The organism is Streptomyces sp. NBC_01363, assembly GCF_026340595.1.
Classification (GTDB): Bacteria; Actinomycetota; Actinomycetes; order Streptomycetales; family Streptomycetaceae; genus Streptomyces.
This window is the reverse complement of the sequence record NZ_JAPEPF010000001.1, coordinates 4,486,095-4,503,951: the sequence shown is the minus strand read 5'-3', so window position 1 is coordinate 4,503,951 and position 17,857 is coordinate 4,486,095. Positions and strand designations below refer to the sequence as shown.

At 71.5% G+C, this 17,857-nt stretch carries 3 protein-coding genes (1 of these 3 running past the window's edge); all 3 read right to left on the bottom strand.

Going from position 1 to position 17,857, the window contains the following annotated elements; all coding sequences use genetic code 11:
* Positions 1-77 precede the first annotated feature (77 nt).
* Positions 78-305, bottom strand: coding sequence for an MbtH family protein (locus tag OG611_RS20560; RefSeq protein ID WP_266422163.1), 228 nt, complete (start codon positions 303-305; stop codon positions 78-80).
* A 62-nt stretch (positions 306-367) separates the two neighbouring features.
* On the bottom strand, positions 368-7,522 hold the full coding sequence (locus OG611_RS20555) for a non-ribosomal peptide synthetase (RefSeq protein WP_266422160.1): 7,155 nt from the start codon (positions 7,520-7,522) through the stop codon (positions 368-370).
* Positions 7,519-17,857: the 3' portion of a non-ribosomal peptide synthase/polyketide synthase gene (locus OG611_RS20550; RefSeq protein WP_266422156.1), read on the bottom strand. 10,232 nt of this gene lie beyond the right edge of the window; only the last 10,339 of its 20,571 coding nucleotides appear in the window; its start codon lies beyond the right edge, outside the window — the gene reads right to left on this strand; it ends in the stop codon at positions 7,519-7,521. The genes OG611_RS20555 and OG611_RS20550 overlap by 4 nt, the downstream gene beginning before the upstream one ends.

Sequence of the window (17,857 nt, the reverse complement as noted above, 5' to 3'; positions counted from 1 at the left end):
GCGGGCGCCGCACGGCGGCCGGGGCCGCCCGCCGTTCCCGGCGGGCGGCAGCCGTCGTTCTGCCGTCCGGGTCGGTGTCAGGCCGCGCCGTCCGCGCCCTCCATCGCCGCTATCAGGCTCTTGGGGCGCATGTCGGTCCAGTTCCGGTCGATGTGGTCGAGCGCGGTTCGGCGGTCGGTCTCGGCGAGCTCGACGTGCCAGCCGTCGGGCACCTCGGCGAAGGCCGGCCACAGCGAGTACTGGCCCTCGTCATTGATGAGGACGAGGTAGGTGCCGTCGTTGTCCTCGAACGGGTTGGTGCTCATCTCCGGTGTCCTCCTGGGTCGGTGTACTGCGGTGGTACGGGCGGTGAGGTCACCGCCCGGGTTCAGAGGGCGCTTCGCAGCGCCTTCCCGATGGCGGCGAGCGCCTCGGGGTCGGAGAGCATCGCGCCGTGCGTGGCGTCGATGTCGTGGTTGTGGACGGTGCCCGCGGCGAGGGGCCGCCAGGCGTCCACCGTCATCAGCCGGCGGACCTCCTCGGGGAGGGGGGCTCCCGGGGTCTGGCCGAGGGCGCTGAAGAACATCAGATCGCCCCCGAAGAGCGCGGGGTCGAAGGTGCCCATCAGCCGGTCGTTTCCCGCGTAGACACGCATCACCCCCTTCAGGCCGCGCTCGCCCAGGGCGGCCATCGGGTGGTTCTCCCGCTCCAGATGGCGTGCGTAGCGGGCGACGAGGCCGTCGATGTCGTCCCGCAGTTCCCGCGGGTCGAACGCGAAGCCGGGCAGCAGGGAGCCGGCGAGCAGTTCGTCGTCCGACTCGGCCGGGGCGACGAGGCCCGCGGCCGGCGGGTAGGCGTCGACGACGGCCAGCAGGCTCACCTCTTCGCCGAGGCTCTCCAGGCGGGTGGCCACGGCGTGCGCGGCCAGGCCGCCGAAGGACCAGCCGAGCAGCCGGTAGGGCCCCGAGGGCTGGACCTCGCGGATGATTCCCGCGTAGTCGTCGGCCAGTTCGGCGAGGGAGGACGGCATGGCGTCCGGGTCGCTCAGGCCCCGGGCCTGCAGCCCGTAGAGGGGCTGGTCGGGGTCCAGGTGGCTGAGCAGCCCGGCGTAGCTCCAGCTGGTGCCGGAGCCCGGGTGGATGCAGAACAGCGGGGGGCGGCCGCCGCGCGGTCGCAGCGGCAGCAGGGTGGTGAACGGGTCCCTGGTGGTGTCGGAGGCGATCTCCCGGGCCAGGCCGGCCACGGTGGGCTCCTCGAAGACGCTGCGTACGGACAGGTCGACGCCGAAGGTGGCGCGGATCCGCTTCACGAGCTGGGTGGCGAGGAAGGAGTGCCCGCCGAGGTGGAAGAAGTCGTCGTCCACGGCCACCGCGGTCAGGCCGAGCATTTCGGCGAACAGCCCGCTGAGGATCTGCTCCTCGGGGGTGCGCGGGGCGCGGTCGGGGTCCTGGTCCGAGTCGGGTTCGGGCAGCGCCCGCCGGTCGAGCTTTCCGTTGGGTGTGAGCGGCAGGGACTCCAGTGGGACGAAGGCGGCCGGCACCATGTGGTCGGGCAGGCTGCGCCCGAGGTGGGCGCGGAGCGCGGCGGTGTCCGCCAGACCTCCGGGCGCCGGAACCACGTACGCCACCAGCCGCTTGCCGGCACCGTCCGCGAGCGCCACCACGGCGGCCCGGGCCACCGAGGGGTGGCGGCCGAGCACGGCCTCGATCTCGCCCGGTTCGACGCGGAAGCCGCGGATCTTCACCTGCTGATCGGCCCGGCCCGCGTACACCAGCCGGCCCTCGGTGTTCCACCGGACCACGTCGCCGGTCCGGTACATCCGCTCCCCCGGGGTGCCGAACGGGCAGGCCACGAACCGCTCGGCGCTGGCCCCGGGCCGCCTCAGGTAGCCTCGGGCCAGACCTGCTCCGGCGATGTACAGCTCGCCGTCGACGCCGGGTGCGACCGGGCGCAGTGCGGGGTCCAGGACGTACATCCGGGCGTTGGTGACCGGACCGCCGATGTCGGGCGCCGCCGCCCACCGGGCGGGGTCGCCGGGCAGCACCCGGCCCGTCATGACGTGGGTCTCGGAGGGGCCGTACTGGTTGTGCAGCCGTCGCCCGGGGCGGGCGAAGAAGGCGCGCATCGTGTCGTTGGGGATCAGGGCCTCGCCCGACTGCACGACGTCGCACAGTGCGGGCAGTTCGAGGCCGAGTTCGCCGGCGGCCCGGCACACGGCGTCGACGACGAGGTTGGGGGCGAAGAGCTCCTGCACCGCGTGGCGGTCGAGCCACCTCACCAGCTGGTCGGCGTTCCTGCGGGTCTCCTCGGGGCACTCGACGAGCGTCTTGCCGTACAGGAGGGCCGAGCACATCTCCTGGAGGGAGCCGTCGAAGCTGATCGGCGCGTACTGGGCGGTGACCTTGCCCGGTGCGTGCGGCACGACGGTGTGCTGCCAGGTGACCAGGTTCACCATGCCCTCGGCGCGCATGTGCACGGGCTTGGGCCGTCCGGTGGAGCCCGAGGTGTAGATGACGTACAGGGGGTGGTCGGGCAGCAGCGGGACACGCCGTTCGTGCGCGTCGATGTCACGGTCCGGGCGGGAGGCGAGGCGGCGGGCGACGACCGGGTCGTCGATGATCAGCAGCGAGCGCTGCGCCGGGCCGTCGGGCAGTGCCGCGGCGACGGCCTCGTCGGTCACCACGACGTCCGGTGCGGCGTCGTCGAGCATGTACGCGATGCGGTCGGCCGGGTAGGCCGGATCGACGGGTACGTAGACGGCGCCCGCCTTGAACACCGCCCAGACGGCCGTGATCAGTTCGAGGGAACGGGGCAGCGCCACGGCCACCCGGTCCTCGGGACCGACCCGCCGGGCCATGAGGTCGCGGGCTATCCGGTTGGCCGCCGCGTTGAGTTCGGCGTAGCTGATCCGCCGTTCGCCGTCGATGACGGCCGTCGCGTCGGGGGTGCGTGCCACCTGGTCCTCGAAGAGCTGCGGCAGACTGCGCCAGGGCACGACGGCGTGGGTGTCGTTCCAGCCCTGGAGCACCTGGTGGCGTTCGTGCGGCTCCAGGATGTCGAGCTGCCCTGTCCTTCGGGTGGGGTCGGCGGTCACGGCGTCGAGCACCCGCAGCAGCCGGCCGGCCATGCTCCGCACGGTCTCCTCGTCGAACAGATCGGCGCTGTAGCCGACCGACGCGGTGAGGAGCCGGGTGCCGTCCGAGCCGCGGAGCTGTTCGGCGAAGGAGAAGACGAGGTCGAACTTGGCCGCTTCGATGCCCACGTCGCGGCGGGACGAGGAGAGCCCCGGCAGGTCGACTCCGGCGACGGCGGACGCCTGGTCGTTGTTGTCGTACGACAGCTGCACCTGGTACAGCGGGTGGCGGGCCAGCGAGCGGCCAGGATTGAGCACCTCGACGAGCCGGTCGAACGGCACGTCCTGGTGCGCGTAGGCGGCGAGGTCGGTTGTGCGGACCCGGGTGAGGAGGTCCTTGAACGTCGGGTTCCCCGAGGTGTCGGTGCGCAGCACCAGTGAGTTGACGAAGAAGCCGACGAGTTCGCCGACGGCGTCGTCGGTGCGTCCGGCGACCGGGGTGCCGATGGGGATGTCGTGGCCGGCGCCGAGATGCCCGAGAAGGGTGGCCAGGGCCGCCTGGATCACCATGAACGGCGTGGTCCGGGTGGAGCGGGCGAGCCGTTCCACGGCGGTGTGCAGGGCGGCCGGGACCTCGAACTCGACGCTTCCGCCGCGGTGGGTGGAGACGGTGGGGCGCGGCCGGTCCGCGGGCAGCGGGAGCTCCTCCGGGAGGTCGGTCAATGCGGCGCGCCAGTAGGCCAGTTGGCGTGCGATGGGTGACTCGGGGTCGTCCTCGGTGCCGAGCACCTCGCGCTGCCAGAGGGTGTAGTCGGCGTACTGCACGGGCAGCGGGTTCCACTGCGGGGCGACACCTGCCGCGCGTGCGGCGTAGGCGGCGGTGAGGTCGCGTACGAGCAGGGGCATGGACCAGCCGTCCCCGGCTATGTGGTGCATCAGCAGGAACAGCACGCGTGCGTCGTCACCGGTCTCGAACAGCCAGGCCCGCCAGGGGACTTCGGCTCCGAGATCGAACCGGTGCCCGGCGGCCGCGGCCAGTCGCGCGTCGATACCCTCGGCGGCGACCCGCTCCACAGTCAGCTCGGGACGGGCCGTATCCGGGTCCAGGACGCGCTGGTGGGGGCCTTCGTCGTCCTCCGCGAAGACCGTGCGCAGGGCCTCGTGCCGGTCCGCCACGTCGGCCAGGGCGGCGCGGAGCGCGTCCGCGTCGAACGGGCCGGAGAGGTCGAGGGCGGCCGGGATGTTGTACGTGGGATTGGCGCCCTCGACCTTGTTGAGGAACCAGAGGCGCTGCTGGGCGTAGGACAGGGGCATCCGGGCGGGGCGCGGATCGGCGCGGTGCACACTCGCCCGGGCGGAGCCGGCCGCGCGGTCCAGGTGCGCGGCCAGACCGGCCACGGTGGGTGCCTCGAAGAGTTCGCGGATGGAGAGTTCCACACCCAGTGCCGTACGGACGCGGCTGGCGAGGCGGGTGGCGAGGAGGGAGTGGCCGCCGAGTTCGAAGAAGTCCTCGTCCACGCCGGGCCGTTCGATGCCGAGCACCTCGGCGAAGAGGGTGCAGAGGATCTCCTCGCGGGGATCGCGCGCGCCGCGGGCCCCCTCGCCCGCCGCGTACACCGGTGCGGGCAGGGCGCGGCGGTCGAGTTTGCCGTTACCGGTCAGCGGGATGGCCTCCAGCCCCACGAACGCCGCCGGGACCATGTACTCCGGAAGCCGGGCAGCCACATGCTCACGCAGCCCCACCCCATCCACCACACCGTCCGACGTCACCACATACGCAACGATCCTGCGGTCACCCACACGATCCTCACGCACCGAAACAGCACACTGCACCACACCCCGGAAACCGGAAACCACCGCCTCGATCTCACCCAGCTCAATACGGAAACCCCGCACCTTCACCTGATCATCAGCACGCCCCAGATACTCCAGCCCACCACCCACCACCCACCGCGCCACATCCCCCGTCCGATACAAACGCGAACCCGCCGGCCCGAACGGATCAGCCACAAAACGCTCAGCCGTCAACCCCGCACGATTCACATAACCCCGAGCCAACCCCGCACCCGACACATACAACTCACCCACCACACCCACCGGAACCGGCCGCAGAAAACCATCCAGCACCCGCACCCGCAAATCATCCAACCCCACACCCACCAAACTCCCACGACCACCCCCCACCAACGACTCATCCAACTCCAACAACGTCACATGAACCGTCGTCTCCGTAATCCCATACATATTCACCAGCACAGGACCACCCACCCCACGACGCGCATACCACTCCCCCAACCGCCCCAACTCCAAAGCCTCCCCACCAAACACCACGAACCGCAGCACCAACCCCTCACCCAGCCCCGGATCCTCCCCCTCCGCCTGCATCAACTGATAAAAAGCCGACGGCGTCTGACTCAACACCGTCACCCCCTCATCAACCAACAAACGCAGAAAACGATCCGGCGCCCGACTCACCTCAAAAGGCACCACCACCAAACGCCCACCATGCAACAACGCACCCCACAACTCCCACACCGAAAAATCAAACCCATACGAATGGAACAACGTCCACACATCACCCGGACCGAACCCGAACACACCCCCCGTCGAAGAGAACAACCGCACCACATTCCGATGCGACACCACCACACCCTTCGGACGCCCCGTCGAACCCGACGTATAAATCACATACGCCGGAAAATCACCACCGACCCCCACACCACCCACCGGCGCCCCCGCATCCCACACCGCCGACGGCAACCCCTCCACCACCAGAACAGGACACACATCCCCCACAATGAAATCCACCCGCTCCCGCGGATAATCCGGATCCACCGGAACATACGCACCCCCCGCCTTCAACACACCCAGCACACCCACCACCAAATCCACCCCACGCGGCAGAACCAACGCCACGAAATCCCCCGCACCCACACCCCGCTCACCCAGCCAGAAAGCCAACCGCCCCGCACGCGCATCCAACTCCGCATACGTCAACGACTCACCACCACACACCACAGCAACCGCACCCGGAGCACACCTCACCCGCTCCTCGAACAACCCCACCAACGACACACCACCAACACCCTCAACCTCAGCAGCCCCCACACCACCCCCCAACCCCAACAACCCCTCACGCTCACCCGGCAACAACACCTCAACCCGACCCACACCCACCCCCGCAACATCAGGAACGGAGACGAGGACCTGGACGACCCGGTCGAGTACGGCTTGCGCCTCGTCGGGGCCGAAGGCGTCGGGGCGGTGGTCCAGGCGGAGCGAGAGGGTCTCGCCGGGGCCGGCGATCAGCGCGAGCGGGTAGTGCGTGGCGTCGTGTCCGGCCACCCTGGTCACCCGCAGCCCGGTGCCGTTCCCGGGCGCACCGCCGCCCTGACCGCCGGACGGGTAGTTCTCGAACACCACGAGGGTGTCGAAGAGCTGTCCCCGCCCGCCGAGTCCGGACTCGGCCTGGATGTCCGGGAGCCCGATGTGCTGATGGGCCATCATGCGGGTCTGCTCGTCCTGAAGCCGTCGCAGGTAGTCCGCCACGGGTTCGCCGGCACGCAGCCGGACCCGCATGGGCACGGTGTTGATGAACAGACCCACCATGCCCTCGATGCCGTCGACCTCGGAGGGCCGGCCGGACACGGTGATGCCGGTGGTGACGTCGTCCCGGCCGGTGAGGCCGGCCAGGACGAGCGCCCAGGCCCCCTGCACCAGGGTGTTGAGGGTGATGCCCCGCTCACGGCCCCACGCGGTGAGCCGCGCAGTCTGCTCGGCGGACAGTTCGGTGTGCAGCTGCCCCGGCGCCACGGCCACGTCGCCGATCCCCGGCGCGACCAGGGTCGGCCCGTCGGTTCCGGCGAGCGCCTCGCGCCAGGCGGCACGGGCGACGTCGCGGTCCTGACCGGCCAGCCACGCCAGGTAGCCGCGGAACGGCCGGACCATGGGCAGCTCCCTGGCCACACCCCGGCCCGCGTAGAGACCGAGCAGTTCGCGCCAGACGATCGGCAACGACCATCCGTCCATCAGAATGTGATGGAACGTCAGAACGAAGCGGTGGCTGGAGTCACCCTGCCGCACCAGCGCGCAGCGCAGCAGCGGCGGCTCGGCCAGGTCGAACCGGCGGCCCCGCTCCTCGTCCACCACCGCGTCGGCTGCGGCAGCACGTCCGGCCGCGGGGAGCTCGGTCAGGTCGACGTCCCGCCAGGGCAGCTCGACCTGGCGCGGCACGATCTGCGCGCTGCGGCTGAGTCCCTCGTAGCGGAAGCCGGCCCGCAGGTTGCCGTGCCGGGCGAGCAGTCCGCTCGCCGCGGCGCGCAGCGCCTCCCGGTCGAGGGGACCCTCCAGGTCCACCACGAGCTGGGCGGCGTACACGTCCGGCGCCGTCTCGTCGTAGACGCTGTGGAAGAGCATTCCCTCCTGAAGCGGCGACAGGGGCAGTATGTCCTCAAGGCCGGACTGGCTCATTTCGTCATCCTCCACTCGGCTTCCAGCAAGTCGATCTCGCTCTGGTCCAGCTCGGACAGCGCCACGTCGGACGGGGTGTGGCCGCCTGCCTCGGGGCGTTCCGTGTGATCGGCCAGCGCCCGCAGTGCCCGGATCCAGGCGTCGGCGAGTGCGCGTATGCCGGCTTCCTCGAACAGGCCGCGGGGCCACACCCAGTGCGCCTGGATCTCGGGCCCCTCGGCCCGGTCCCTGGTGGCCGCGGCGATCTCCAGTTCGTGCGGCATGCGCATGGCCGGGTCCTGTCCGCCGATGCCGGCGAGGTCACCCAGCACCGCCCAGTCCCCGGCGGACTCCGTGCGGCCGCCGTCCTGTGCGCCGCGCGACTCGGACTCGCCGCCACGCCCGAGGTAGTTGAAGCCGACCTGCGGGTGCGGCAGCGCGGCCAGGCCGGGTCCGGTGCGGGGGTTGAGGTAGCGCAGCGCGCCGTACCCCATCGCGTGGTCCGGCGCGGACCTGCGGCGCTCCTTGATCTGCCGGAGCACTTCGCCGGCGGCGGGGCCTCCGGCCATCGCCTCGGCCACGTCGTAGGTTCCGGCGTCGAGGAGGACGGGGGCCATCGCCGCGAACCAGCCCATGGTGCGGGACACATCCGTGCCGGCGATCACGTCCTCCTCCCGGCCGTGCGACTCGACGTCCACCAGCACGCCTCCCTGGGCGCTGCCGTGCTGTTCGGCGAGCGCCAGGGTCAGGGCGGCGAGCAGCACATCGTCGACGCCCGCGTAGAACGCCTCGGGGATGCTGGTGAGCACGGCCCGGGTCACGTCCGCCGGCACGGTGACCGACACCACCTCCGCGTGCTCGTTGGTCTCGCTGTCCCAGTCGCGCCCGGCCCGGTCGATCAACGGCCGGGCTTCCTTCAGCAGGCCGGTCCAGTAAGGGAGTTCGGCCTCGCGCTCGGGGGTGCGGGCCCAGCTCTCCAGCCGGTGCGCCCACTGGCGGAAGGAGGTGCCGACCGGCTGGAGCCGCGGCGTCCGGCCCTCGGTCACGTCCTGCCAGGCCTCGGCGAAGGCGGGGAGCAGGGCGGCCCAGGACACCGGGTCGACCGCGAGGTGATGGGCGTCGACAAGGACGAATCCCGGCTTGTCGGGTCCGCGGTCGAACCAGACCACCTGGAGCATGAGTCCCTGTTCCGGGCTGAGCCGCTCGCGGGCGGCCCGGGTGTGCCGGGCCATCTCGGCCAGCGCCGCCCGGTCGTCGGGGCCTCGCAGCTCCACCCGCCGCAGGCAGTCCTCGGCCCGCACCGCACCGGGCTCCAGGACCTCCATGCGCCATCCCTCGCCCGCTCCGGGGCCGTCGGCCGGTGTGCCGGGTTCCGTCGTCACCCGCAGACGCAGCGCGTCGTGGTGGTCGAGGAGTGCCTGGACGACCGCCCGGAGCGGCTCCTCGTCGCAGCCGACGGGGGCCTGGAGCAGTCGCCATTGGTTCAGCCGGGAGAAGGGGCCGCCGAGTTCGGCGAAGTGATGCATGATCGGCGTGAGCGGCATCTCGCCGGTGCCCGCGCCCTCCTCCTCGTAGGCGTGGTCCACCGCCTCGGCGGCGGTGCCGGCGAGTGCGGCCACGGTGCGGCGCTCGAAGATGTCCTTCGCGGAGACGATCAGGCCCGCCCGGCGGGCCCGGCTGGCCAGCTGGATGGACATGATGCTGTCGCCGCCGAGGGCGAAGAAGTCGTCGTCGATGCCCACCCGTTCGAGCCCGAGCACCTCGGCGTAGAGGGCGCACAGGGCCGTCTCCCGTTCGCCGCGCGGGTCCCTGCCGGTCGCCGCGGCGTCGAAGTCCGGGGCGGGCAGCGCCTTGCGGTCGATCTTCCCGTTGGGAGTGAGGGGGAAGGCGTCCAGCACCAGCAGCGCCGCGGGGACCATGTACTCGGGCAGCCTCGCGGCCAGGTGGCGGCGAAGCTCGTCCGGATCGGCCGGCACGTCCGCGGTCACGGGGGTCGCGTACCCGACCAGGCGACGGCTGCCATGTCCGTCGACGTCGACCACGACCAGGCACTGGGAGACCTCTGGGTGACCGGAGAGCGCCGCCTCGATCTCGCCGAGTTCCACCCGGAACCCACGGATCTTCACCTGGTCGTCCGCGCGCCCGACGAACTCGAGGTCTCCGGCGGCGTTGCGGCGCACCAGGTCACCCGTGCGGTACATGCGGGCGCCGGTGGCGCCGAACGGGTCCGGGACGAACCGCTCCGCGGTCAGCACCGGCCGGCGCAGATAGCCCCGGCCGAGCCCGTCACCGGCGAGGTACGCCTCTCCGACGATGCCGTCGGGCACCGGGGCGAGCCCGCTGTCAAGGACGTAGAGGCGGTCGTTGGGTATGGGCCGGCCCGCGTCGGGGGCGGTGTCGCCGAGCAGCGGGTCGCTCATGGTGGTGAGCACGGTGGACTCGGTGGCGCCGTAGACGTTGACGACCCGCACTCCGGCACGCGCCCACTGCGCCGCCAGCTCGGCGGAGAACGACTCCCCGCCCATCAGCACCCCGCGCAGGGTGGGTGTGGTGTCCGGGTCGAGGGTGCTGAGCAGCGTCGGCGGGATCGTCACATGGGTGATCCCGTCCCGGCGGATCAGTTCGGCCAGTTCGTCCCCGCCGGTGTGGCCGCCGACCGGCCCGAGCACCATGGTGGTGCCGGTGAGCAGCGCCATCACGAAGTCGCCGATGGCGGCATCGAAGTTGGGCGAGACCAGTTGGAGCAGCCGGCTGTCGGCGTCCAGGCCGAACTTCTCGGCGTGGCCGACCGCCAGACCGGAGAGACCGGAGTGCGGGACCATCACGCCCTTGGGCCGGCCGGTGGAGCCCGAGGTGTAGACCGTGTAGGCCAGGTGCGACGGGTGCGCCGGCGCGTTCCGTTCCCGGTCGGTGGGGTCGGTGACCGGCTCCCGGTCCAGGGCGCGCGCGGTGTCGGGGTCGTCGACGATCAGCCGGCGGGCGTCCGTGCCGGGCAGCAGGCCGGCCAGTGCACCGGTCGTCACCAGCAGGTCGGGCCTGGCGTCGTCGAGCATGAACTTCAGGCGCTCGGACGGGTAGTTGGGGTCGATGGGTAGGTAGGCGGCTCCCGCCTTGAGGAGGCCGAGCAGGGCCGCGACGAGGTCCGCGGTACGGGGCAGGGCGACGGCGACGAACTGCTCGGGCCGTGCGCCCAGCGCGATGAGCCGGTGGGCGAATCGGTTGGCCCGCTCGTTCAGCTGCGCGTACGTCAGCACGGTGCCCTCGTCCACCACGGCCGAATGGTCCGGGGTGCGGGCGACCTGCGCCTCGAACAGGTCGGCCCAGGTGCCGCCCGGCAGGTCGCGGGCGGTGTCGTTCCAGCCCTCGATCAGCCGGTGCCGTTCCTGGGGGGCCAGTACGTCGATCCGGTCCACCGGCTGGTCCGGGTCGTCGAGGACCGCGGCGAGCAGCCGCTGGAACCGTTCGACGAGGGAGCGGGCCGTCGCGGCGTCGAAGAGGGCGGTGCTGTACTCCAGGAGGGCGGAGAGCCCGGCGGGGTCGCCGTGCTCGTCGTGCCGCTCCCCGAAGCCGAAGAGCAGGTCGAAGGTGGCGGCTCCGGTGGACACCGGGTGGGGTGTCGCGGTGAGACCGGGGAGCTCGACCGGTTCGCCGCCCGGTGCGCGGTCGGCGCCCGCGAGCGACAGCATGACCTGGAAGAGCGGGTGCCGGGCGAGGGAGCGCTGCGGGTTGACCGTGTCGACGAGGCGTTCGAAGGGGATGTCCTGGTGGGCGTAGGCGGCGAGGTCCGTCTCCCGTACCCGGCCGACCAGTTCGGCGAAGGTGGGGCTGCCGGAGAGGTCGTTGCGCAGGACGAGTGTGTTGACGAAGAAGCCGACGAGGTCGTCCAGGGCGTCGTCCGTGCGTCCCGCGATCGGAGTGCCGATGGGGATGTCCGTGCCGGCTCCGAGCCGGGAGAGCAGGGAGGTGACGGCGGCCTGCAGGACCATGAAGGTGCTGGCCCGGTGCCGTCGCGCGAAGGCCGTCAGCTGCTCGGTGACCGCCTGCGGGACGGTGAACTCGATGGTGCCGCCGTCGTAGGAGGCCACGGCCGGCCGGGGACGGTCGGTGGGCAGCCCCAGCTCCTCCGGAAGCTCCCGCAACTGCTCCTTCCAGTACTCCAGCTGCCGCGAGACATGACTCCCTGGATCGCTCTCCGACCCGAGGATCTCCCGCTGCCACACCGTGTAGTCCGCGTACTGCACCGGCAACGCCGCCCACGACGGCGCACCCCCCTCGCACCGGGCCGCATACGCACGGCTCAGGTCCCGCGTCAGCACCGGCATCGACCAGCCGTCCACCGCGATGTGATGCATCACCAGCAACAGCACATGCTCCTCGGCACCCACCCCGAACAGCACCGCCCGCAACGGCACATCCACCGACAGGTCAAAACCCCGCCGCGCACACGCCTGCAGACGATCCGTCAGCTCGGCCTCGACGACGGACACCACCTCAAGACCGGCCACTCCGGACGACTCCCGCACCACCTGGTACGGACCCTCCTCGTCCTCCGCGAACACCGTCCGCAACACCTCGTGCCGCTCCACCACATCCCCCAGAGCCGCCCGCAACGCCGCGACGTCCACCACTCCCGACAGACGCAGCGAGAGCGTGGTGTTGTAGGCGGCGTTGGGCTCCTCGAAGCGGTTGGTGAACCAGAGCCTGCGCTGCCCGTAGGACAGCGGCAGCCTCTCGGGACGGGTGCCGGCGGCCGTCACGCGCGGCCGGCCACCGACGGCCCGGTCGAGGGCGGTGGCGACGCCGGCGACGGTGGGGGCGTCGAAGAGCTCACGGATGGACAGCTCGGTGTCCAGCGCGGTCCGGATACGACTGGCCAGGCGCGTCGCGAGCAGGGAGTGCCCGCCGAGCTCGAAGAAGTCGTCATCGATCCCGACCCGCTCGACCCCGAGGACCTCCGCGAACAGACCGCACAGCACCTCCTCCCGCGGATCCCTCGGACCCCGCGCACCCGCCCCCGCCTCCACCACCGGAGCCGGCAACGCCTTGCGGTCCAGCTTCCCGTTCGGCGTCAACGGCAACGCATCCAGCACCACGAACACCGACGGCACCATGTACTCCGGCAGCACCTCGCCCACGAAGGACCGCAGATCCGCAACCCCGCCGCCACCCTCACGCACCAACACATACGCCACCAACCGCCGGTCACCCGGACGGTCCTCACGCACCACCACCACACACGCCGACACACCCACATGCGCCGACAACCGCGACTCGATCTCACCCAACTCGATACGGAAACCCCGCACCTTCACCTGATCGTCCACCCGGCCCACGAACTCCAGCACACCGTCCGCGTTCCACCGCACCACATCCCCCGTGCGGTACATCCGCGACCCGGGACGCCCGAACGGATCGGCCACGAACCGCTCCGCCGACAACCCCGGACGGTTCAGATACCCCCGAGCGAGCCCGGCCCCCGCCACGTACAGCTCGCCCGCCACCCCCACCGGAACCGGCCGCAGCGCACCGTCCAGCACGAACACCCGGGTATTCGCGATCGGCTTGCCGATGTGCGGGGTCTCTCCAGGGGCGAGGGGCGCGCTCATCGTCGCGGTGACGGTCGACTCGGTCGGGCCGTACGCGTCGATCACCCGGCGGCCTCCCACAGTCCAGCGCTGCGCGAGCTCCGCGGTGAAGGACTCGCCGCCGGTGACGACCGAGCGGATGGTGGGCACCCGGTCCGCCGGAACCGTGGCGAGGACGGGCGGCGGCAGCATGATGTGGGTGATCCGGCCGGCCGTGATCAGCTCGACCAGTTCGTCACCCGAAGGGCGTTCGCCGAGGGGGACGAGCACGAGCGTGGCTCCGGAGAGCAGGGCCTGCGCCATGTCCGCGACGGCCGCGTCGAAGTTCGGCGAGAGGACCTGGAGGGCCCTGCTTCCGGGGCCGAACCCGGCCCCGCGGATGTGCTCCGCCATCACGGCGGCCACCCCGGTGTGCGGGACGACGACGCCCTTGGGCCGGCCGGTGGAACCCGAGGTGTAGATGACGTAGGCAGGGTGGTCGACGCCGAGCGGCGCGGTGCGCTGCGCGTCGGTCGGGTCCGTCGTCGGAGCGGCGTCCAGGGCGGCCAGGGTCTCCGCCTCGTCCAGGAGCAGCAGCCACGTCGTGCCGATGGGATCGACCTGCTCGGCATCGTCGCTGACGGCGGCAGCCGTCGTCCGCTGCGCCACCACAAGATCGGGGCTCGCGTCGTCGAGCATGTACCGCACCCGGTCGACCGGGTAGGACGGGTCGAGCGGCAGGTACGCGGCTCCGGCCTTGAGGATCGCGAGCATGGCCACGATCCACTGCTCCGAGCGTTCCACGGCGAGTGCCACGAGGCTTTCCGGGCCGATGCCCAGGTCTGTCAGGTGGTGGGCCAGCCGGTTGGCGCGGAGGTTCAGCTCACGGTAGGAGAGACGGACGTCGCCGGATTCGACCGCGATGGCCTCCGGGGTGCGGGCGACCTGCTCCTCGAACAGGGCGGGCAGGGTGCGCTGCGGGGTGGCGTCGGCGGTGTCGTTCCAGTCGACGAGCACCCGGTGGCGTTCGCCTGGTTCCATGACGTCGAGTGCCCCGATCGGGGACAGCGGTTCGGCGGCCACGGCGTCGAGTACCTGGATGAAGCGGCGGACCATGGACTCGGCGGTCGCGCGGTCGTAGAGAAGCGCGCTGTACTCCAGAGCCCCGTGCAGACCGTCGGGGGTGCCGGAGCGGTGCCGTTCCTGGATGTGGAATCCGAGGTCGACCTTGGCGGTGGCGTCCCCGAGCGGCACGGCGGACGCGGTCAGGCCCGTCAGGCTCAGCGTGTCGGAGGCCTGGCCGCGGTTGCCGACGCCCATGGCGAGTGTCACCTGGAAGAGCGGGTGCCGGGCGGCGGACCGCTGAGGGTTGACGGCCTCGACGAGGCGTTCGAAGGGGATGTCCTGGTGTGCGTAGGCGGCGAGGTCCGTCTCCCGCACCCGGCCCACCAGTTCGGCGAAGGTCGGGTCACCGGAGGTGTCGGTCCGCAGCACCAGCGTGTTGACGAAGAAGCCGACGAGGTCATCGAGGGCGTCGTCCGTGCGTCCCGCGATCGGAGTGCCGACCGGGACATCCGTACCGGCTCCCAGCCGCGTCAGCAGCACCGCCAGCGCCGCCTGCACCACCATGAACAGGCTCGCCCGCTGCTCACGCGCCACCAGGACCAGTCGTTCGGCGGTCTGCTGCGGGACGGTGAACTCGATGGTGCCGCCGTCATAGGAGGCGACGGCCGGCCGGGGACGGTCGGTGGGCAGCTCCAGCTCCTCCGGAAGCTCCCGCAACTGCTCCTTCCAGTACTCCAGCTGTTGCGAGACATGACTGCCCGGATCGCTCTCCGACCCGAGGATCTCCCGCTGCCACACCGTGTAGTCCGCGTACTGCACCGGCAACGCCGCCCACGACGGCGCACCCCCCTCGCACCGGGCCGCATACGCACGGCTCAGGTCCCGCGTCAGCACCGGCATCGACCCCCCGTCCACCGCGATGTGATGCATCACCAGCAACAGCACATGCTCCTCGGCACCCACCCCGAACAGCACCGCCCGCAACGGCACATCCACCGACAGGTCAAAACCCCGCCGTGCACACGCCTGCAGACGATCCGTCAGCTCGGCCTCGACGACGGACACCACCTCAAGACCGGCCACTCCGGACGACTCCCGCACCACCTGGTACGGACCCTCCTCGTCCTCCGCGAACACCGTCCGCAACACCTCGTGCCGCTCCACCACATCCCCCAGAGCCGCCCGCAACGCCGCGACGTCCACCACTCCCGACAGACGCAGTGCGAAGGGCAGGTGGTACGCCTCGCTCGCGCCTTCCAGGCGGTTGAGGAACCACAGGCGCTCCTGGGCGAAGGAGAGGGCGACCCGCTCCGACCTCGGTCGGGCGGTGACGGCCGCCCGGGCGCCGGAGGACCGGTCGAGTGCCGTGGCGAGACCCGCGACCGCGGGGGTCTCGAATATCTGCTGGATGGAGACCTCGACGTGCAGCACGGTGCGGATGCGGCTGACGAGCTGGGTGACGAGCAGGGAGTGTCCGCCGAGCTCGAAGAAGTCGTCATCGATCCCGACCCGCTCGACCCCGAGGACCTCCGCGAACAGACCGCACAGGATCTCCTCCCGCGGATCCCTCGGACCACGCGCACCCGCCCCCGCCTCCACCACCGGAGCCGGCAACGCCTTGCGGTCCAGCTTCCCGTTCGGCGTCAACGGCAACGCGTCCAGCACCACGAACACCGACGGCACCATGTACTCCGGCAGCGCCTCGCCCACGAAGGACCGCAGATCCGCAACCCCGCCGGCACCCTCACGCACCACCACATACGCCACCAACCGCCGGTCACCCGGACGGTCCTCACGCACCACCACCACACACGCCGACACACCCACATGCGCCGACAACCGCGACTCGATCTCACCCAACTCGATACGGAAACCCCGCACCTTCACCTGATCGTCCACCCGGCCCAGGAAGTCGATCCGGCCCTCCGCGTCCCATCGCGCCAGGTCTCCCGTGCGGTACATCCGGGACCCGGACGGCCCGAACGGGTCGGCCACGAACCGCTCGGCCGACAACCCCGGACGGTTCAGATAGCCGCGGGCCAGCTGCGCGCCGGCGAGGTAGAGCTCGCCGGGAACGCCCACGGGCACGGGCTGCAGTGCGCTGTCGAGGACGTAGGCACGCATGTTGCGGATCGGCTTGCCGATGGTGACCGATCCGGTCGGCGGTTCGTCCTGCGGCCGGATGACGGCCACCACGCAGCCGACGGTCGCCTCGGTGGGGCCGTACTCGTTGATGACGCTCGCTCCGGGGCTCCGCTCGCGCCAGGCCCGTACCGTCTCACCGCTGAGTGCCTCGCCGCCCACCACCAGGTCGCCGGTCGGCGACAGTACGTCGGGCAGGGCGGTGAGCAGGGGCAGATGGCTCGGCGTCGCCTTGAGGAAGGCCGGCCGGAGGCCGTTCTCGGATTCCTCCACCAGCTCCGCGGGGCGCACCGAGCCACCCGCGGTGAGGGGGCCGAGCAGTGCCGTCACGGTCAGGTCGAAGGCGATCGGCGAGTGGAGCAGCGCACGGCCCGCGAGGCTGGGGTAGGTGTCCCTGGCCCAGGCGAGATAGGCGTTCACGGAGGCGTGCTCGACGACCACGCCCTTGGGCCGCCCGGTGGAACCCGAGGTGTAGATGACGTACGCGGGATGGGCGGGGCTGAGCGGCAGGGCCCGGTCGGCGTCGGTGACCGGGGCGTCGTTGTCCCCCGGGCGGGCGGCGACGTCGGCGAGCAGCTCTTCCAGGACCAGGTACGAGCCGGCCGGTCCGGGGAGCCGGCCGACGGTTTCGGCGGTGCCGATCACCAGGGCGGGCGCGGTGTCGTCGAGCATGAACGCGATGCGTTCGGCCGGGTAGTCGGGGTCGACGGGCAGATAGGCGGCGCCTGACTTCAGCGCCGCGAGCACCGCGACGACGGTCTGCGCGGACTGGGGCACGGCGAGTGCGACGAAGGTTTCGGGCCCCGCGCCCAGGCCGATGAGGCGGCGCGCCAGCCCACTGGAGAGCCGGTCGAGTTCGGCGTACGAGATCACGTCGGAGCCGGACTCCACGGCGGGTGCGCCGGGTGCGCGGGCGACCTGCTCGTCGAACCGGTCGAGGACGGTGCCGGCCGGCGCAGGTTCGACGGGGCCGTTCCACTCCGTGAGGATCCGGTGCCGCTCGGCGGCCTCCAGGACTCCGAACGCGCCGATCCGCCGGGCGGGGTCGGCGGCGGCCTCCCCGAGGAGCCGGGCGAGACGGTCGGCCATCGACTGTGCGGTGGTGCGGTCGAAGAGGTCGCTGCTGTAGAGCAGCGCGCCGCGCAGTCCGCCCGGTGTGCCGTCCGGCTCGAACCGTTCCCCGAAGCCGAACAGCAGGTCCGTGCGGGAGACACCGGTCTCGGTGGTGCCCGGGGTGAGGTCAAGGCCGAACAGCTCGGACACCTCGTCGGTGGCCGCCTGCTGGTCGGTGCTGTCGACGGTCAGGACGACCTGGAACAGCGGGTGCCGGGCCAGGGCGCGCTCGGGGTTGAGTACCTCGACGAGCCGCTCGAAGGGCACGTCCTGGTGGGCGTAGGCGGCGAGGTCCGTCTCCCGCACCCGGTCGACGAGTTCGGCGAAGGGCGGGTTGCCCGAGGTGTCGGTGCGGAGCACCAGTGTGTTGATGAAGAGGCCGACCAGCGAGTCGAGCGCCTCGTCCGTGCGGCCGGCCACCGGCGATCCGATGGGGATGTCGTCGCCCGCGCCGATCCTGCTGAGGAGGGCG

What these genes read in the sequence shown, in the direction of transcription:
- OG611_RS20560 (WP_266422163.1), bottom strand. Translation starts at nt 305, where the DNA reads ATGAGCACCAACCCGTTCGAGGACAACGACGGCACCTACCTCGTCCTC.
- OG611_RS20555 (WP_266422160.1), bottom strand. Translation starts at nt 7,522, where the DNA reads ATGAGCCAGTCCGGCCTTGAGGACATACTGCCCCTGTCGCCGCTTCAG.